Below are 17,356 nucleotides of genomic sequence, written 5' to 3' on the forward strand. Positions count from 1 at the left end.
CTCCTCCATTCCAGAATATCTGCTGCATCTCTTTTATTTCAGATACACTGCAGCAGACATTTTATATTATTTAATTACGGTCTTTAAATCAGAAATCAGTTTTGTAATACGCTCATTCTCCATCTTCATGCTCACCTGATTAACTACCATGCGGGCAGAAAGCGGACAGACCTCCTCAAGCACTGACAAACCATTCTCACGCAGTGTTGAACCTGTCTCTACGATATCACAGATAACCTCCGACAATCCAACGATCGGTGCTAATTCGATCGATCCATTCAGTTTGATGATCTCAACTGTCTGGTGTTTCTTATTATAAAAATAATCTTTTGCAATACGCGGATATTTGGTCGCAACACGGATCAGTTCGTGGTGGTTTAACAGTTCTTTGGCGCTTTCCGGTCCGCAGATACACATGCGGCATTTTCCAAATCCAAGATCTAATACCTCATAAATATTTCTGCCTTCCTCTAAGATCGTATCCTTTCCTACGATACCGATATCCGCAGCGCCGTATTCCACGTAAGTCGGCACATCCGGTCCCTTTGCAAGGAAAAAACGAAGTTTTAACTCTTCGTTGACGAAAATCAGCTTTCTGGTATCTTTATCCTTCATCTCCTCACAGGTGATCCCGATCTGTTCAAACATCTCTAAGGTTTTCTTTGCAAGTCTGCCCTTTCCAAGTGCAAAGGTTAAATATCTCATATCTTCCATCGTATCTGTCTCCTTACATAAATGTCACATTTACACAATGATTCTGTTCTGCGTAGGCACGATAATCTTCTTCGGTTTTTGAGATATCTCTTGCCATAAGCTCCACATTGCTGCCGCACTTACGCAGCTCCATTGCCTTTTTGACTGCCTCACTGCGCATTTCCTGTCCATAAATAATAAGTTCATTCTGATACTGCACCGGAATCTCAATCTTTTGTCTCGAAAGTGCTGCCATCAACTGGTCAATAACGATCGCAAAACCGATAGATGCAGATTCTTTTCCGAAATAAGTCAGAAGTTCATCATAACGGCCGCCTTTTACGATCGGTTCACCACTTCCAAACGTGTATCCCGCAAAAATGATACCTGTATAGTACTGGTAATTGCTTACGATCCCTAATTCCACGGAAACATATTTATCAATTCCATAAATCTTTAAAACCTGATGTAATTCTTCCAGACGTTCGATCGCGTTCAAAATACGGGGATATGCATCGGCATATTTCTTAGCTGTCTGCAGTTCATCTGCACCGGTATAGAGATTACCAAGCATTCCAAACAATGCTTTTAAATCATCGTTTAAGTTCAGGGTCTCTGCAAACTCAGTTACGCCGAAATAATTTTTATTGGAAATAAGATCATGAAGTTCTTCTTCCTGTTCCTCATTCAGACCTGCCGCATCTGTTAAGCCGCGGAAAAATTCTGCATGACCGACAGAAAGCTGAAATTCTTTCAGACCGGCTTTTTTTAAACAGTCAATTACCATGGCAATGATCTCTGCATCTGCATCTACCGTAGAATCCCCTAAAAGTTCTGCACCAAGCTGTGTGCTTTCCTTTAATCTGCCCTGATAACTGTTGTTATTCAAAAATGTATTGCCCATATAACACAGGCGGATCGGCATGTTCTCCTCACCGAAATACATTGCAGCACAGCGTGCGATAGAAGGTGTAATATCCGGACGAAGTACTAACGTATTTCCTTCCCGGTCAAAAAACTTATACAGATCCTTCGAAGGTGTTGTTCCAATCTCTCTGCCAAATGTGTCAAAAAACTCAAATGTCGGTGTCTGAATCGGATGATAACCATATTGTTTCTGCACTTTTAATAATTCATCCTGTAAAATCAGCTTTTTCTCGCATTCGTCATTGTAAATGTCCCTGACACCCTCAGGTGTATGTAATAACTGTCTTTTCATCGCATCTCCATTCCGGGACGTTCTATAACAGGTGCCTCTGTTTTCTATCGTCCCTGCACACATTTTTCTTTCACTTTAGTGTGCTACCTTGTTACCATATGAAACTGTTGTTTATTATATTGGAAAACAAATGGAATGTCAATCCCTTGCCAGTAAATCTTTTTGCAGGGTATCCAGATAGGGAACCAGAACTGCTTTTCCTTTTGGGAGAAAATAATCAGGCTCTAATTCTTCATACCGGAAACTTTTTCTTCCACCCTCTTTGGCTCGGTTCCAGAATTCTAACAGCTTTACAAGACGCAGATAATAAAATTCATCCCTTGCGGTAAAACTGATCAGGAAAAATGAAATTCCTCCCTGTTTTTCATAATTTTCCATAAATGTCACCTGATGTTCATGAATATTCTGAAGAGGAAATGTATCCGTTGCACATTCTTTTGCATCAAAGCAGACCGGAATCCCCTGTACAGCACCAATGTAATCAACCGTACTTTTCTGGTCAAAATATGCCAGGGTGATATGTCTGGTTTCCTTGTCAATGTTGATCGGTGTGATCGGCGTTGGCACTTTCTGGATCAGTGCAAGTCCGTTTGCCAGATAGGTTTCATTGGTACGGTTGATAAATTCTTCTAAGGTAGAACCGCGGAGTCCTCTTGAGTTCCAGGTTGCCATGATAATACTCCATTTCTGCCCATCTTTTGGGCATTCTGCTTTTACATGCAGGTTTTGCATGCAGCTACAAATGATCTACAAGATTTTTTATGATTGATTTTCAATTATTTTCCATGCCCGTTCAAACTCACTGCCACATGGTGCCGTGATCTCTTTTCCATCCTCAAATACAAAACGACTCGCATGGAGAAGCTGGGATGTTATATTCGCATTTTTCTTAAAATATGCGTTAACGTCAGAATTTCCATATTTATAATCTCCGATGATCGGATGCCCGGTTGATGCAAGATGCGCACGGATCTGATGCGACCGTCCGGTCATCAGATGTACTTCAAGTTCAGTATAACCACCCCTGCAGCGTATCGGGCGGTACTCTGTTTCGATTGGAAGCCATTCCCCCACAGAAGGCTTTGTTTTTCGGATCAAAACCTGATTTTCCGTTTCATCTTTTTGCAGATATCCTTTCAGATAAGAAGATTCTTTTACTGTTCCCCTTACGATACAACGGTAATATTTCTGTACAGTACGCTCTTTTAGGGCTTTTGCCATATTCTGAAGTCCCTTTAAGGTTTTTCCGGCAGCCAGCAGTCCTGACGTATTACGGTCAAGTCGGTTACAGATGGACGGACGGAATGTCCGGAATGAACTTTCTGTCAGTTCTCCCTTAGCGATCAGATATGCAAGAATATATTCATTTGCCGAAATATCCTCCGGTTTTGCTTTTTGTGAAAGCATCCCCGTTGGTTTATTGATAAAAATAATATCTTTGTCTTCATAAACAACCTGAAGTTTACGTTTTCCTGACGTAAATTCCTTCGAAAGTACATTAAGTGCCTCATATTCCGGGTTAGATGTTGTACTTCCACTGAATTTTTCGAAGGTTTCATCTGAGAAAAACAGTTTTACATCATCACCTTTATTGAGTTTTTCCGTTCCATCTGCCTTTTTCCCATTTAAAGTAATGTTCTTTTTCCGGAGCATTTTGTATATAAAGCTGCCCGGCGCATTGCCAAGCAGCTTTTTTAAATATTTGTCGAAACGCTGTCCCGCTTCGTTGTCATTAATTTTAAATTCACGCATTGATTTTTCTTTCTATTTCTTTTTATGAATATTGCGGATCGTCTTTTTCTTCTTTGCACCGGTACTCTGTCTGGCTCTGTTTCCGGCTGCAGCCGTCCGTCTGTCGTTTTTTGCACTATTCCTGTGGAAAGTATTTTCTCCCTGATGTTCTCTTCGCGGACGGATCAGGCAATGTTTATCATATCCGATCAGATCAGTTCTTCCGGTTTTTGTGAGAGCTTCAACCACCAGATCATAATTTTTCGGATTCCGGTACTGGATCAAGGCTCTCTGCATTGCCTTCTCGTGCGGATTGACGGCAACATAAACCGGCTCCATCGTGCGCGGATCTAATCCCGTATAGTACATACAGGTCGAAATCGTTGAAGGCGTCGGATAAAAATCCTGCACCTGTTCCGGCATATACCCAAGATCCCGTAAAAATTCAGCCAGCTCTACTGCTTCTTTTAAAGTAGAACCCGGATGGGAGGACATCAGGTACGGAACCAGATACTGTTTTTTACCCAGCTTTTCATTCATGTCCTTATATGCCTTCACAAATTTCTTGTAGACCTCAACACTCGGTTTTCCCATCTTCTCTAATACAGCATTCGATATATGTTCCGGTGCAACCTTAAGCTGACCGCTGACGTGATGTTCACAGAGTTCACGTAAAAAAGTACGGTCTTCATCATAGATCAGATAATCAAACCGGATACCTGAACGAATAAAAACTTTTTTTACATTTGGAAGCTGTCTTAACTTCCGAAGCAGGGAAAGATAATCTTTGTGGTCTACTTTCAGATTTTTGCACGGCTGCGGAAACAGACACTGCTTATGAGGACACACACCTTTGGTGAGCTGCTTGTCACATGCCGGTGCACGGAAATTTGCCGTTGGCCCTCCTACATCATGAATATATCCTTTAAAGTCCGGCTCCCAGACGATCTGGTTTGCCTCCGCTAAAATGGATTCATGGCTCCTGGTCTGAATAATGCGTCCCTGATGGAATGTCAATGCACAGAAACTGCATCCACCATAACAGCCACGGTTGCTGACTAAAGAAAACTTTACTTCTTCAATCGCAGGTACCCCTCCTGCTTCCTCGTAAGACGGATGGTATGTTCTCATATAAGGAAGCGAATATACCTGATCCATCTCACTCTGTGTCAGAGGTTTTGATGGCGGATTCTGTACCACAAACATTTTGCCGTCATAAGTTTCGAACAGACGTTTTGCCACAAACGGGTCTGTATTGCTGTACTGTACATAAAAACTCTTTGCATATTCTTTTTTGTCCGCAAGCAGTGCTTCATAATGAGGCAGTTCGATCGCATCATAGATGTCTTCACGTTTTCTGGTCTTATATACAGTACCATCAATAAATGTAATATCTTTAATGTCAAGACCACTGTCTAGGGCATCTGCAATTTCTATGATACTGTGTTCACCCATACCATAGGAAATGATGTCTGCGCCGGAATCTAAAAGAATTGAACGTTTTAATTTATTCGACCAGTAATCATAATGTGCAAGCCTTCTTAAACTCGCCTCAATCCCACCAATGATGATCGGTTTATGTTTATAGGTCTGCCGGATCAGATTACAATAGACGATCGTTGCATAATCCGGACGTTTTCCCATTACACCTCCCGGTGTGAAGGCATCATTCTGTCTTCTTTTTTTCGAAACAGAATAATGATTTACCATGGAATCCATATTTCCCGCGGAAACAAGAAATCCAAGCCGGGGTTCACCTAAAATATTGATGGATTCTTTATCATGCCAGTCAGGCTGCGCAATAATTCCGACTTTATAGCCATGCGCCTCTAATAAACGCGATATGATTGCATGTCCAAATGACGGATGATCCACATAAGCATCACCACACACATAAACAAAATCAAGCTGGTCTATGCCGGCTTCTCTCATGTCCTCTTTGCTGATTGGTAAAAAACCGTTTTTCATGTTAATCCTCATTTCTGTATGTTACGTTACAGGCAATTTAAATATCCGATATACCTCTGCCTGTTTTGTCTTTTTTTCTTATCTTACATTACGCAGCCGCTGTAATTCCGGTTCTGTCAATGGACGATATTCACCGGGCGCAAGATCATCCGGCAGAACAAGTGTACCCATTTCCACACGTTTCAGATAAGTAACCTTCTTCCCGACCGCCTCAAACATCCGTTTGACCTGATGAAACTTCCCTTCTGTAATTGTTAACCTGATCTTTGAATTGTCACCCTGATGCAGGATCTCCAGAAGTGCCGGTTTTGTAGGCTTCTCCTCTCCTATGTCAACTCCATTTTTAAAAAGGTTAACATCTTCTTCTGTGACCAAACCGTCAATTTCTGCATAGTAAACCTTCGAAACATGCTTCGTTGGACTAAGCAGATCATGCGCTAATGCTCCATCATTTGTGATAAGCAGCAATCCTTCGGTATCAATATCAAGTCTTCCTACCGGAAAAAGATCATGCCTGGCAGTGTCAGTCAGATAGTCCATAACTGTCCGGTGCAGATTATCTTCTGTTGCACTCACACAGCCAGCCGGTTTATGGAATAGATAATATTCATACTCTGTATACGTGAGTGGGTTTCCGCGATAACATACCGTATCATTTTTTTCATCCACCTTTTGTTCCGGTTTCTTTATCACTTCCCCATTTACGGTGACAAGACCGGAACGGATATATTTTTTTACTTCACTTCTGCTCCCTGTTCCAAGTTCGGTCAGCAATTTATCCAGCCGCATGTTTTCTCCATTCTTTCAGATGCATCTGTATAGATCAGCTCTTATTTTCTGTATTTGTGTTATGTTCACAATCATATTGCCTGAAAAATTTATAACTTACCTGAGTACGCCGCCCTGTCTTTCCCATAAATAAGATAGCATTGGATATGAATTGACAGAAAACTCCGTTCCATTTTTATCATTCATATAAATCCCCATATGAAGGTGAACCACAAAATTCCCAGTTGTTCCCTCCACGTCGCTGTAGCCGGTATCTCCCATAAATCCAAGGAATGTCCCAGCCGATATCTGTTCACCGATCTGAAAATCTTTTGCATACTCTGCCAGATGAGCATAATAAAAATATGCTCCGGACGGACTGCGGATTCCGATCCGGTAGCCGCCAAGACGCAGCCAGCCTATATTTTCCACGACACCGTCCGTCATGCTGTAGACCGGATATATTCCGCGCACATTTTCAGATGCCATAATATCGCATCCTTCATGACCACGGTCACCGCCAAAAGTCCGGCTCTGCATCCAGCTGTTTTCAAAACCGACCGTATCATCTGGTTTTCCCACAATTTTTCCAACCGGGAAACACAAAAGATCACTCCAGGCACATTTGACATATTCCTTTATTTCTGAAAATTCATCACCACGATATTTTTTTGCATCAGAAAGCTGCTCTTTCAATATCCGAGGATCTGTTATCTGACAGTCTGATGCAAAATACATCGTCAGTAATTCACTGAATTTGTCAATATCTGATTCCGCGGCATCAAAAAAGGTATCGCTCTGATCTTTTGTCAGGTTATGGTTCCGCAGATTGTCAAATGCCTTTTCATAAGAAAAACAGTTTCTCCTGTGTGCACTCTCTGATATTTCTTCTGTCAAAAGTACCTGAAGCACTGCCATTCCAAGTAAAAACAGGCACTGCCATAATCTGACTTTTTTCATAAGATCAGCCTGGACTCCCTCATTTTATTTGTGATATTAATTTTTACTATTTACATCTCTTTAAAAATTCCACGATCAGTTTCCATACCTTTTCCGTAGAAGAAATGCTGAGACGTTCTTTTGGTGTATGAATATCAAAATTATCCGGTCCAAAAGAAACACAGTCTAAATCTGCGATCTTGCCAGATAAAATACCACACTCAAGTCCCGCATGAATTGCTTCAAATACCGGCTCTTCATGGAACAATTCTTCATATACCGCACTGATTCCCTCACGGATATCTGACTCGGCACGATATTCCCATGCCGGATAATCTCCGCTTACAGAAATCTCACCACCCAAAAACTCAGCTAAGTATTCTAATTTGTCTTTTAATTCTTCTTTTCTGGTAGAAACGCTGCTTCGTACAGAAGCCGTCAGCTCCAGAGCATCTTTGGTCAGTTTCATGATTCCCGTATTTAAAGATGTTTCAACCAGTCCAGGCATTACCATGCTCATATGCTGTACACCATTTGGTACATTGCGCAGATAGAATATCACTTTTGTCATGGAAGAATAAGATAATACATCATATTCGCCTGCTCCATTTTCTTTTACTTCAATGCAGACAGCCGGATCTGAAACAGCATATTCTTTTTTAAAGATATTCTCTAATTCCGAAACATAATCCAGAAATTCTGTCTTTTTTTCCTCCGGGATAACAATTTCTGCTTCACTCTCACGTGGGATTGCATTATCTTTTAATCCGCCTGCAAATGAAACAATTGCCATTTCCATACGATCAAAAAGATATTTCAATACGCGTCCCATCAGAATGTTTGCATTTGCATGTTCTTTATCAATCTCACTGCCAGAGTGACCGCCCTCTAAACCGGTTACAGTCAGCCCCACACTATATCCCTGCTGTGTCTGCCATGTTACTGGGATCACCGTGTCCACGGTCATGCCTCCGGCACAGCTTGTCAGGAAATGACCTTCCACATCAGAGTCAATATTTAACATCTTGTGACCTTTTAACATGGAAAGGTCTATAACTTCTGCCCCAAGCATACCGATCTCTTCATCTACCGTGATCACAGCTTCCAGCCTCGGATGTGCGATTTCCGGTGAATCCATGATTGCCAGTATATAGGCAACTGCAATACCATCATCACCGCCTAATGTCGTTCCTCTTGCTTTTAAGAAATCGCCATCCACATAAAGATCAAGACCATCTTTTTCAAAATCAATCTCCACGCCCTTTTCTTTTTCGCAGACCATATCCATATGTCCCTGCATGATGATCGGATCTGCATTTTCATAACCGGCAGATGCCTCCTTTATGATCACAATATTGTTTGCCTCATCCTGGTAATATTCCAATTCATGCTCTTTTGCAAAAGAAACCAGATAATCACTGATCTGTTTTGTGTTTCTTGAGCCATGCGGAATCTCCGCTAATTTTTCAAAATATGCAAATACTTTTTTTGATTCTAACTCTGGTAAATTTAATTTGTTCTTCATAGATGCCTCCTGTTTCTCATATATTCTAATATGAAAAAAAAATTATTATTATTGTATATCCTTATTTTTGTTATTTATATTTTATTTTTCCCCAAAAGCGCAGTAACTGCAGCTGCAAATGGACTCATTCTGTGGTATGAGCGTGTGCTTCCCTCTCTACTGCCATTTGCTATTTTATCCAATATACTGATCTACTCCGGTTTTACGGAATATCTCGTAAAACTCTTTTATCCTTTTCTCCGCCTGATCTTACCAACCAGCAGAAACGGTTCGTTTGTATTACTTTCAGGTTTTCTGTTTGGTTTTCCAATGGGAAGTAAAAACTGTGCTGAAATGTTAAAATGCGGGAAACTGGAATACATAGAAGCAAACATACTGTTTATGGTTACAAACAATATCAGTCCTGTATTTATCAGCGGTTATATCCTCTGTCAGGAGCTCCAGATGCCTTCTCTGATCTTTCTCAGCTATCTGGTGTTATTTCTTCCTCCCATTATCACCGGGAGAATTCTGTTTGCCATCGTACAAAGGAGAAGAAAAACACTTGCCAGGCAAAACAGTAAAAACACCAGCACATACAAAAAGCCAGCATCTGGATCTCAAATAAATTTTAAAATCATAGACGCCGGCATCATGAACGGTTTCGAAACATTAACCAGACTTGGAGGTTATATTATGCTGTTTTCCATGATTTCTTCCATGCTTCAGCTGATTCCATTTCCGGAAATCATAAATCTGATGCTTTGTGGATTTACAGAAATCACAAACGGTATCAAAGCCGTGAGTCAGTCATCTCTCTCACCTGCACACCGCTACACACTTGCCATGGCATTTACCGCCTTCGGCGGGCTCTCCGGTCTGGCACAGACTGGTTCAATGATAAAAGGAACCAGTCTCTCCATCAAAACATATGGAATGTTTAAACTTATCATGACCGTAATTACTGCTGTTCTGGCATGGGCTGCTGTATCTCTTGTGTATCCGGCTGCTGTTCTTCCTGCAGATCTGCCGTAGGATTCAACTCGGCACGATTTGTGGTGACAACATCAAGAAATCCCTGCAGAGCACTCATATATGCTTCGCTTCTTGCCTTTGAAGAATCCATTGCATGCGAGATCGTGCTCTCTAAATTCTTTAAAATATCGTCCGTATACTGCATAGCGCCCATACGGATGTTATTGGCATCATTGGTCGCATTGTCTAAGATCTCCTGTGCCTGCTTCGTTGCGATCATGACAACTTCATTTGCCTGTGCATATGCCTGCTGCATAATTTCATGCTCGCTGACAAGTTCATCTGTTTTCACCTGCGCCTGGGCGATGATTGCATCCGCTTTTGCCTGTGCATCTGCTAAGATTGCCTCTTTATTGCTGATAATCTTCTGATATCGCTTGATCTCATCCGGAGTCTTACTACGGAGTTCATTTAATAATTCTTCCATAGTCTCACGGTTTACAATGATCTTAGACGGTGCAAAGGCCTGTGTCTTACAGCCGTCAATATAATCTTCGATCTCATCTATTATCTGTTCAATTCTGCTGGCCATAGTAACCACTCCTTATTTTTTAATCTGATACTTTTCATAAATCCGGTCTATAAAACGTGTCGGCACAAACTTGGATAAATCTCCTCCATAAGATGCAAATTCTTTCACGATCGTAGAACTCAGATAAGAATACTGGAGACTGGTTGTCAGAAAAATCGTCTCTACTTCCGGATTTTCCACATGATTTGTCTGTGCTATCTGCAGCTCATATTCAAAATCGGTCACAGCCCTGAGTCCTCTTACAATGATCGTTGCGTCAATTTCCCTCATATAATCAACTAACAGACCATCAAAACATGTCACTGTAACATTTGGCATGGAATCCGTCATCTCTTTAATCATACTAACACGTTCATCTAAAGAAAACAACGAATTTTTTGCGCTGTTATTAAGTACCCCGACAACAAGTTCGTCCACAATTTTAGCAGATCGTTCTATAATATCTAAATGACCTAATGTCAGCGGATCAAAACTTCCCGGATAAATTGCTTTTTTCATAGGTTCCTCCCATACAGATGGATCACATAATTTTCTCTAGTTGTTTCTGATGATAAATGCATGTTCATTTGTCTTATATGTCTTTAAGCGTTTTAATGTATATCCCATGTCTGACAGATAGTCAAATGACGTATCGAGAGAAGCCTCAACAATGATCATCCCATTTTCTTTTAAAAGTGAGGAGTCTTTCAGGTAAGTTAACACCTCATATTCAAGTTCCTGTTTATATGGAGGATCCATAAAGATGATATCAAACCGGTATTTTCCTTCCATCGCTCTTAAAGCAGATAAAACATCCGAATTATATAATTTCGTTTCTTTTGTGAACTTTGTAAATTGAATGTTATCCTCTACACATGCAGCCGCCTTTTTATTGTTTTCAACAAAAACGGCATACTGTGCCCCCCTGCTGACTGCCTCAAGTCCCATCTGTCCGCTTCCGGCAAACAGATCTAAAAAATAACATCCCGGAACCTCGTCCTGTATGATATTAAACAAAGTTTCTTTGATACGGTCTGTGGTAGGTCTGGTGTCAAGTCCCTCTACTGTCTTTAAAGGAAGGCTTCTCGCTGTTCCTGCAATAATTCTCATATTACACTCCATTCTTGCCCGTATTCAGGGCATCTCAAGTTTGTGCGCAAGCACAAATCTTGCGTGTAAAAAATCTTTGATTTTTCACACTAATCTCCATTATACTCTTTTTCTATACATTTCTTTAGCAGTAAAAGTGCACTCTCTGTAGCACTTTTTCTTACATCCATGCGGTTACCGGAAAACAAATGACGTTCCGTCACTGTTTTTCCATTCAGATAACAACCGATAAAAACCAGTCCGACCGGGCACTCTTTTGTTCCACCGTCCGGTCCCGCAACGCCTGTCACGGACACGGCAGCCATGGTTCCTGCTGTTTTTGCTGCCGAAGAAGCCATATCTGCTGCTGTCTCACTGCTCACCACGCCATAAGTGTCAATGGTTTCAGGTGCAACATGTATCATTTTTACTTTTGCTTCGTTCGAATATGTCACATAGCCTTCGGTAAAGAATTCTGAAATTCCCGGAACATTGATCAACGTCGATGCGATCATCCCACCGGTAGCGGATTCAGCCGTGGTAATCGTGATTTGATATTTTTTTAACAAACTATAAATGGAATATTCCAGCGGCTCCTGTGCCACATTTTTCCCGGTACAGGAATCACTGGAATCATATACATGTTCAGCCAACTGCTATTCTCCTATTTCTGCTCTTTTAAAACATTTTTGTTCTTGGCAATATAGTCGATCAAAGATACAACTGTAAGTATAAGTGCAATGTATGTAAGAACCGTGCCAAGCACTGCAAAAAACTGATTTGGGATATCTAAGATCAATACGATCACCATCAGCATCTGGAAAACCGTTTTAAATTTTCCCCAATAGCTGGCAGCAATTACAATTCCATTGTCGGCCGCAACCAGACGAAATCCGCTGATAATAAATTCTCTCGCGATGATAATGATAACGATCCATGCTGCAAGCTGTCCTTTTTCAATCAGACAGATCATCGCTGAGCAGACAAGCAGTTTGTCTGCCAGCGGATCCATAAATTTTCCAAAATCAGTAACCAGGTTATATTTTCTCGCAATCTTACCATCTAACATATCAGTAAGGCTTGCAATAATGAAAATTGCTACTGCAATATAATTTCCATAACCTTCAAAATACGGAGCAAGCATAAAAAAAACAAAAAACGGAATCAATATCATACGCATTACTGTCAGTTTATTTGGTAAATTCATAATTTACACTCTCCATTCTGCACAATAAATTTTAAATACAATCAGATCAATTCTCCAATCAGATCATACTCATAAGCACCGGTCACACGTACCTTTGCAATATCTCCAGTCATGAGTTCTTCATCTGTGTTGATAAAAATGTAACCATCCACATCAGGCGCATCACGGTAAGTTCTTCCGACGTATGCATTTTCATCGCTCACTTTTCCTTCAATGAAAACGTATAACTCCCTGCCTTTCATTGTCTCATTTTTATCAAAAATGATCTCTTCCTGTAACTCCATGACATCCGCCTGCCAGTCTTTTTTCAGTTCTTCGTCAACCTGATCTGCAAACTCAGCAGCAGGTGTTCCTTCTTCCGGCGAATACGTAAAAGCTCCGAGACGGTCAAACTCCATATCATTGATAAACTGCATCAATTCTTCATGCATTTCCTGCGTTTCGCCTGGAAAACCACAGATCAGTGTAGTACGCAGTGTAATATCCGGAATACGTTCACGTAAATGCGTAATTATCCGTACCAGATCAGCATTGTTTGTTCTTCGTCCCATACGTTTTAATATGGTATCGTTTGCATGCTGGATCGGAATATCCAGATAATGGCACACTTTCTCATTGCGGATCATTGCATCAATAAGGTCTTCGTATATTTCTTCCGGATAACAATACATGATACGGATCCAGAACAGACCATCAATTTTGTTTAATTCATCTAACAGGCGATGCAGTGACTTTTCACCATAGAGGTCTACTCCATAAAGTGTAGTCTCCTGTGCTACTAAGATAAGTTCTTTTGCTCCGGCAGCAACCAGCTCTTTTGCCTGTGCGATCAGATCTTCCATCGGAACACTGCGGTAATTACCACGGATGTACGGAATGATACAATAAGTACATCGTTTATTACATCCCTCTGCGATCTTTAAATACGCAAAATGTCCACCTGTTGTCACAGACCGTTTTGTATGCAGTGTCGGAAGTCCCTCTAATGTTTTAAAATTTTCATAGTGTTTGCCCTCTAAGGACTGATGAACTGCGTTTACAATGTCTTCGTAGGAATTCGTACCAAGGATTGCATCCACCTCCGGGATTTCCTTGATAATCTCCTCTTTATAGCGCTGTGCAAGACATCCTGTCACAATCAGGGCTTTTAACCTGGCTTCTTTTTTCAGTTCTGACATCTCAAGGATGGTATTGATGCTTTCCTCTTTTGCATCATTGATAAAACAGCAGGTATTGACAATAATTATGTCCGCCTCCCGCTCATCATCCGTCATTTCGATCCCATCATCTCTTAACATGCCAAGCATAAACTCTGTGTCGACTAAATTTTTGTCACATCCGAGTGATACAAATAAAAGTTTTAAATTATTCTTCATCCGATGACTCCGGTAAAATCTTTACTTTTCCTTCATAAAGTTCTTCTACTGCGATAGATAATGGTTTCGGGCATACTTTCTTCTCTGCCATCGGCTCATCACCTGCAATAATCTGGCGTGCTCTTTTTGCCGCTGCGATCACAATAGAATAACGGCTGTTTACAACCGGCTCCTCGCCAATCTCCACACCGTCATTTACAACTTTCATTAATTCTACATAAGATGGATGTATCATAATAATTCCCCTTTCTTTGCGCATTGCGCATATGGCGGTTACCCGCACTTAAATTCTTATATTTATGCTACAGATAGTAATCTGTGTCATGGACAAACTATTTTGAAAATGCTTTTAGTTCATTCCGCATTTCCTGTATCGCTGTCGTATTTCGATTCACGCGGTAATGTTCATTTTTTATGATCTGATGAACTTCCTCCACGCATTCTTCTAATATATCATTGACCACAAGATAATCATAGGACTCAATGCCCTCTGCCTCTTCAACAGCTCTCGCCAGTCTTGACTCAATTACATCCATGGTCTCTGTTCCTCTGCCTACCAGACGATTTTTTAACTCTCCGGCGCTTGGCGGAGTCACAAACAAAAGTAACGTATCCGGGAACTTTTCTCTGACTTTCAGTGCTCCCTGGATCTCGATCTCTAAGATGACATCTTTCCCGGCTTCTAACTGTTCTTCCACATATGCTTTCGGTGTTCCGTAATAATTGCCAACGAACTGGGCATATTCGATCAATGCATCTTCTTCTATCATCTGTTCAAACTGTTCTCTGGTGCGGAAAAAATATTCCACACCATCTGTTTCGCCCGGTCTTGGATTTCTTGTTGTGGCTGAGATAGAAAGTGCATAGCTGTCAGCATATTTTTTCATCAGTTCTTTCATGATGGTTCCTTTTCCAGAACCGGAAAATCCGGATACCACCGTAAGGATTCCTCTATTCTTTCGCATCATCATATACCTCTGTCACATTGCCGTTAAACCGGCCTGCAAGTGTCTCCGGCTGCAATGCTGATAAAATGATCTTATTATTTTCTGTAAAAATGACACTTTTCGTTCTGCGTCCCTGTGTCGCATCGATCAGATTTTCCTGTTCCTTGCCTTTCTGTACCATACGCTTTGCCGGTGCAGAATCTAAGGATACGATGCAGACAATCTTATCGGTATTGACCATATTGCCGAATCCGATATTCATTAACTTTGCCATACACCACCGCCCTATTCTATATTCTGAATCTGTTCCCTGACTTTTTCGATATCCGTCTTTAAGCTGATACCGATATCAGAAATTTCAAGATCATTCGTCTTAGAAAGGATCGTATTGGCTTCGCGGTTCATCTCCTGCGCGATAAAATCAAGTTTTCTGCCCACACTGCCGCCTGTCTCTAAAGTATCTTTGGTACTCTTAATATGACTGCGCAGCCGGACTGTCTCTTCATCCACACAGATCTTATCCGCAAAAATTGTTACTTCTGTTGCAATTCTTGCATCATCAATCTGACGGTCACCTAACAACTCAGCCACTTTAGCTTCTAAACGTTCCCGATATTCTTTAATGATCATAGGAGAACGTTCCTCGATAAAGTCAACATAAGAAAGCATGCCATCAAGTTTCTCGCACAAATCTTTCTTTAAATGTTCGCCTTCTTTGATCCGGCTCTCCACGAGCTGCTCTGCTGCACCACGTATCGCCCTTTCAAGTCCCATCCAAAGCGATTTTTCATCGATACTCTGTTCTTCCATGGCAAACACTTCCGGATATCTTGAAAGCGTACTCACACGGATATCATTATCAAGTCCGAACTTCTCAGCCATCTGATTTAAATATGTCAGATACTGGGCTGCAAGTGCTTCATTGTATTTTAATGAAACATTATCCTGCGTAAAATCTTCATAACTGATAAAGATATCGACTTTTCCCCGTTCCATATACTCTTTCAAAAGAGTGCGGATCGCACTTTCAAAAAAATTCAGCTTTTTGGGCATCTTGATATTAACATCGAGATAACGGTGATTGACCGCTTTTATCTCTACTGTAAATTTACGGTCTTCATCCGCAAATTCACACCGGCCGAAACCGGTCATACTTTTTATCATATCTTTCTCCGTTTCTGCAAAATAACCTGTCACGTAAAAATCACTTATGCATCACGGCTTCATCTCTTTCTCGTATGCATAAGTGATTTTATTATAAAGCGAATTTGGTTTCAAGTCAATATAGCGGATTTTTTATTTTACTTTAATTTTCAGACTGCAACGACTATTTATGTTTTTCATCATATTGCTTTCTGTACTTCCATGCAAAGAAAAGTGCAGCGCCAACAACAAAAACAAGAACTACATAATGCAACATCATTTTGTATAGAAACTATACACATACATATGGAGGTATGTATGATTGCAGACAAAATTAAGCTTTTACGGGAAGCAAGTCATCTGACACAGACAGAGCTTGCAAAAAAGTTAAACATCACGCGAAATAGCGTCAATGCCTGGGAAATGGGTATTTCCGTTCCATCTACCACTTACCTGATCGAACTCGCCTTACTTTTTCATGTTTCTACAGACTTTTTACTAGGCTTAGAACAAAATAATACCATTGATATTTCCACGCTTTCTGAACGTGAAGCTGTACTAGTCTATGAATTGGTGGATTATTTTACTTCACAAAAAAAGATGTTGTCGACTGACAACATCTTTTGGGGTTGGCAATATTACTTTCTTACTGTTCATACGGAAGTAATTCCGCAAGATATCCTTTCTTTTTGAGTGCTTCCTCTATCTCATTTAACACTTCTTCACTCTCAGCGCTGATCTTATGAAAATGATATCCAGACGTCACATTGAGAAGTGGTGTTGATTTTCCTGTTTTTAAATCATCCATAAAATTCTGCACATCACGCCTGCTCTTGATATTTAACGAGGCATCTAACTTTCCATAAACCCGGTGATTGACCATGACATTGACCACACAGCCACCAAGATCAACGATTGTGGTAAGTTCATCCTCCACCTGTTCATTGGTATGACAGACTTTAAATATCTTAGACGCCTGTTTCGGCTCATCTAACAAATATCCCCTTGCCGTAGAAATAATCGGATACCCTTGTGTGCGGAGAAGTGCAATATCCTGTACCACAACCTGTCTGCTGACACCTGTTTTCTTTCCAAGTGCCGTACCAGACACCGGTGTATCTGCTTCCCGTATCATGGTAAGGATTTCTTTTCTTCTGTCTGTTCCGGTCATTTCTTTTTCCATTTGCGATCCTCTCCTTTTTGACTCTCCACTTATTTTAGCTGAA

Annotated in this window: 21 protein-coding genes and 1 pseudogene; 3 read left to right on the forward strand and 19 right to left on the reverse strand. The window is 40.9% G+C overall.

Going from position 1 to position 17,356, the window contains the following annotated elements; genetic code table 11:
- Positions 1 to 66 precede the first annotated feature (66 nt).
- From hisG to ACDD58_RS15000, 8 genes are all read right to left on the reverse strand, one after another.
- Positions 67 to 714, reverse strand: coding sequence for an ATP phosphoribosyltransferase (gene hisG / locus ACDD58_RS14965; protein ID WP_117922166.1), 648 nt, complete (start codon positions 712 to 714; stop codon positions 67 to 69).
- A 13-nt stretch (positions 715 to 727) separates the two neighbouring features.
- The gene (gene hisZ, locus ACDD58_RS14970) at positions 728 to 1,912 is read right to left on the reverse strand and encodes an ATP phosphoribosyltransferase regulatory subunit (protein ID WP_118208834.1); all 1,185 of its coding nucleotides are present in this window, start codon (positions 1,910 to 1,912) and stop codon (positions 728 to 730) included.
- A 138-nt stretch (positions 1,913 to 2,050) separates the two neighbouring features.
- Positions 2,051 to 2,584, reverse strand: a complete 534-nt coding sequence (locus ACDD58_RS14975) for a Holliday junction resolvase RecU (protein WP_117922168.1) — start codon at positions 2,582 to 2,584, stop codon at positions 2,051 to 2,053.
- A gap of 87 nt (positions 2,585 to 2,671) precedes the next feature.
- Positions 2,672 to 3,664 carry an RluA family pseudouridine synthase gene (locus tag ACDD58_RS14980; RefSeq protein ID WP_370778213.1) on the reverse strand — a complete coding sequence of 331 codons (993 nt, stop codon included), beginning with the start codon at positions 3,662 to 3,664 and terminating at the stop codon, positions 2,672 to 2,674.
- A gap of 12 nt (positions 3,665 to 3,676) precedes the next feature.
- Positions 3,677 to 5,611: a YgiQ family radical SAM protein gene (locus tag ACDD58_RS14985; protein ID WP_370778215.1), complete on the reverse strand. Its 1,935-nt coding sequence runs from the start codon at positions 5,609 to 5,611 to the stop codon at positions 3,677 to 3,679.
- A gap of 78 nt (positions 5,612 to 5,689) precedes the next feature.
- Entirely contained in the window at positions 5,690 to 6,400 is a 711-nt protein-coding gene (locus tag ACDD58_RS14990) for a pseudouridine synthase (RefSeq protein WP_117922171.1), read from the reverse strand.
- A gap of 96 nt (positions 6,401 to 6,496) precedes the next feature.
- On the reverse strand, positions 6,497 to 7,339 hold the full coding sequence (locus ACDD58_RS14995) for a M23 family metallopeptidase (protein ID WP_117922172.1): 843 nt from the start codon (positions 7,337 to 7,339) through the stop codon (positions 6,497 to 6,499).
- A gap of 46 nt (positions 7,340 to 7,385) precedes the next feature.
- Positions 7,386 to 8,843, reverse strand: a complete 1,458-nt coding sequence (locus ACDD58_RS15000) for an aminoacyl-histidine dipeptidase (protein WP_118208830.1) — start codon at positions 8,841 to 8,843, stop codon at positions 7,386 to 7,388.
- A 30-nt stretch (positions 8,844 to 8,873) separates the two neighbouring features.
- Between ACDD58_RS15000 and ACDD58_RS15005 the strand changes: the two are divergent.
- Positions 8,874 to 9,242 (forward strand): annotated as a pseudogene (locus ACDD58_RS15005) (nucleoside recognition domain-containing protein); the annotation flags it as partial.
- Positions 9,243 to 9,476: 234 nt separating this feature from the next.
- Positions 9,477 to 9,857, forward strand: a complete 381-nt coding sequence (locus ACDD58_RS15010) for a hypothetical protein (RefSeq protein ID WP_243102828.1) — start codon at positions 9,477 to 9,479, stop codon at positions 9,855 to 9,857.
- On the opposite strand, the gene ACDD58_RS15015 is transcribed toward ACDD58_RS15010, so the two are convergent.
- The 10 genes from ACDD58_RS15015 to ACDD58_RS15060 form a co-directional block, all read right to left on the reverse strand.
- Positions 9,784 to 10,389: an ATPase gene (locus ACDD58_RS15015; protein WP_117922175.1), complete on the reverse strand. Its 606-nt coding sequence runs from the start codon at positions 10,387 to 10,389 to the stop codon at positions 9,784 to 9,786. The two genes, ACDD58_RS15010 and ACDD58_RS15015, sit on opposite strands and share 74 nt — an antisense overlap.
- Positions 10,390 to 10,401: 12 nt before the next feature.
- Positions 10,402 to 10,887 (reverse strand): pantetheine-phosphate adenylyltransferase, encoded by a 486-nt coding sequence (gene coaD / locus ACDD58_RS15020; RefSeq protein ID WP_117922176.1) that lies wholly within the window; start codon positions 10,885 to 10,887, stop codon positions 10,402 to 10,404.
- 36 nt (positions 10,888 to 10,923) lie between these two features.
- Positions 10,924 to 11,478 (reverse strand): 16S rRNA (guanine(966)-N(2))-methyltransferase RsmD, encoded by a 555-nt coding sequence (gene rsmD / locus ACDD58_RS15025; protein ID WP_186898757.1) that lies wholly within the window; start codon positions 11,476 to 11,478, stop codon positions 10,924 to 10,926.
- Between the two features lie 89 nt (positions 11,479 to 11,567).
- A complete protein-coding gene (locus tag ACDD58_RS15030) occupies positions 11,568 to 12,110 on the reverse strand; it encodes a CinA family protein (protein ID WP_186898756.1) in 543 nt (180 codons plus the stop codon).
- Positions 12,111 to 12,121: 11 nt separating this feature from the next.
- Positions 12,122 to 12,664 (reverse strand): CDP-diacylglycerol--glycerol-3-phosphate 3-phosphatidyltransferase, encoded by a 543-nt coding sequence (gene pgsA / locus ACDD58_RS15035; RefSeq protein WP_117922179.1) that lies wholly within the window; start codon positions 12,662 to 12,664, stop codon positions 12,122 to 12,124.
- Positions 12,665 to 12,705: 41 nt separating this feature from the next.
- Positions 12,706 to 14,040: a 30S ribosomal protein S12 methylthiotransferase RimO gene (gene rimO / locus ACDD58_RS15040; protein WP_117922180.1), complete on the reverse strand. Its 1,335-nt coding sequence runs from the start codon at positions 14,038 to 14,040 to the stop codon at positions 12,706 to 12,708.
- Positions 14,030 to 14,275: a DNA-directed RNA polymerase subunit omega gene (gene rpoZ, locus ACDD58_RS15045; RefSeq protein ID WP_186898755.1), complete on the reverse strand. Its 246-nt coding sequence runs from the start codon at positions 14,273 to 14,275 to the stop codon at positions 14,030 to 14,032. Before rpoZ ends, rimO begins: the two co-directional genes overlap by 11 nt.
- A gap of 97 nt (positions 14,276 to 14,372) precedes the next feature.
- The gene (gene gmk / locus ACDD58_RS15050) at positions 14,373 to 15,011 is read right to left on the reverse strand and encodes a guanylate kinase (RefSeq protein WP_117922182.1); all 639 of its coding nucleotides are present in this window, start codon (positions 15,009 to 15,011) and stop codon (positions 14,373 to 14,375) included.
- A complete protein-coding gene (locus tag ACDD58_RS15055) occupies positions 14,992 to 15,261 on the reverse strand; it encodes a DUF370 domain-containing protein (RefSeq protein WP_117922183.1) in 270 nt (89 codons plus the stop codon). Before ACDD58_RS15055 ends, gmk begins: the two co-directional genes overlap by 20 nt.
- A gap of 11 nt (positions 15,262 to 15,272) precedes the next feature.
- Positions 15,273 to 16,151 (reverse strand): YicC/YloC family endoribonuclease, encoded by an 879-nt coding sequence (locus ACDD58_RS15060; RefSeq protein WP_117922191.1) that lies wholly within the window; start codon positions 16,149 to 16,151, stop codon positions 15,273 to 15,275.
- A 297-nt stretch (positions 16,152 to 16,448) separates the two neighbouring features.
- On the opposite strand from ACDD58_RS15060, the gene ACDD58_RS15065 reads away from it, so the two are divergent.
- Complete coding sequence (locus ACDD58_RS15065; protein WP_370778221.1) at positions 16,449 to 16,823, forward strand: helix-turn-helix transcriptional regulator; 375 nt, start codon at positions 16,449 to 16,451, stop codon at positions 16,821 to 16,823.
- Here ACDD58_RS15065 and ACDD58_RS15070 read toward each other — a convergent pair.
- Complete coding sequence (locus ACDD58_RS15070; RefSeq protein ID WP_117922184.1) at positions 16,777 to 17,313, reverse strand: transcription repressor NadR; 537 nt, start codon at positions 17,311 to 17,313, stop codon at positions 16,777 to 16,779. The two genes, ACDD58_RS15065 and ACDD58_RS15070, sit on opposite strands and share 47 nt — an antisense overlap.
- Between the last annotated feature and the right edge of the window lie 43 nt (positions 17,314 to 17,356).

Source organism: Roseburia sp. (assembly GCF_041325975.1).
Lineage (GTDB): Bacteria > Bacillota > Clostridia > Lachnospirales > Lachnospiraceae > Roseburia > Roseburia rectibacter.

Bases quoted from the DNA above. Each gene is read 5' to 3' on its own strand.
- ACDD58_RS14980 (WP_370778213.1), bottom strand. From the start codon at position 3,664: ATGCGTGAATTTAAAATTAATGACAACGAAGCGGGACAGCGTTTCGAC.
- gmk (WP_117922182.1), bottom strand. From the start codon at position 15,011: ATGATGATGCGAAAGAATAGAGGAATCCTTACGGTGGTATCCGGATTT.
- pgsA (WP_117922179.1), bottom strand. From the start codon at position 12,664: ATGAATTTACCAAATAAACTGACAGTAATGCGTATGATATTGATTCCG.
- rpoZ (WP_186898755.1), bottom strand. From the start codon at position 14,275: ATGATACATCCATCTTATGTAGAATTAATGAAAGTTGTAAATGACGGT.
- rsmD (WP_186898757.1), bottom strand. From the start codon at position 11,478: ATGAGAATTATTGCAGGAACAGCGAGAAGCCTTCCTTTAAAGACAGTA.
- ACDD58_RS14990 (WP_117922171.1), bottom strand. From the start codon at position 6,400: ATGCGGCTGGATAAATTGCTGACCGAACTTGGAACAGGGAGCAGAAGT.
- ACDD58_RS14985 (WP_370778215.1), bottom strand. From the start codon at position 5,611: ATGAAAAACGGTTTTTTACCAATCAGCAAAGAGGACATGAGAGAAGCC.
- hisZ (WP_118208834.1), bottom strand. From the start codon at position 1,912: ATGAAAAGACAGTTATTACATACACCTGAGGGTGTCAGGGACATTTAC.
- rimO (WP_117922180.1), bottom strand. From the start codon at position 14,040: ATGAAGAATAATTTAAAACTTTTATTTGTATCACTCGGATGTGACAAA.
- ACDD58_RS15015 (WP_117922175.1), bottom strand. From the start codon at position 10,389: ATGGCCAGCAGAATTGAACAGATAATAGATGAGATCGAAGATTATATT.
- ACDD58_RS15055 (WP_117922183.1), bottom strand. From the start codon at position 15,261: ATGGCAAAGTTAATGAATATCGGATTCGGCAATATGGTCAATACCGAT.
- ACDD58_RS14975 (WP_117922168.1), bottom strand. From the start codon at position 2,584: ATGGCAACCTGGAACTCAAGAGGACTCCGCGGTTCTACCTTAGAAGAA.
- ACDD58_RS15065 (WP_370778221.1), top strand. From the start codon at position 16,449: ATGATTGCAGACAAAATTAAGCTTTTACGGGAAGCAAGTCATCTGACA.
- ACDD58_RS15010 (WP_243102828.1), top strand. From the start codon at position 9,477: ATGAACGGTTTCGAAACATTAACCAGACTTGGAGGTTATATTATGCTG.
- ACDD58_RS15000 (WP_118208830.1), bottom strand. From the start codon at position 8,843: ATGAAGAACAAATTAAATTTACCAGAGTTAGAATCAAAAAAAGTATTT.
- ACDD58_RS14995 (WP_117922172.1), bottom strand. From the start codon at position 7,339: ATGAAAAAAGTCAGATTATGGCAGTGCCTGTTTTTACTTGGAATGGCA.
- ACDD58_RS15070 (WP_117922184.1), bottom strand. From the start codon at position 17,313: ATGGAAAAAGAAATGACCGGAACAGACAGAAGAAAAGAAATCCTTACC.
- coaD (WP_117922176.1), bottom strand. From the start codon at position 10,887: ATGAAAAAAGCAATTTATCCGGGAAGTTTTGATCCGCTGACATTAGGT.
- hisG (WP_117922166.1), bottom strand. From the start codon at position 714: ATGGAAGATATGAGATATTTAACCTTTGCACTTGGAAAGGGCAGACTT.
- ACDD58_RS15060 (WP_117922191.1), bottom strand. From the start codon at position 16,151: ATGATAAAAAGTATGACCGGTTTCGGCCGGTGTGAATTTGCGGATGAA.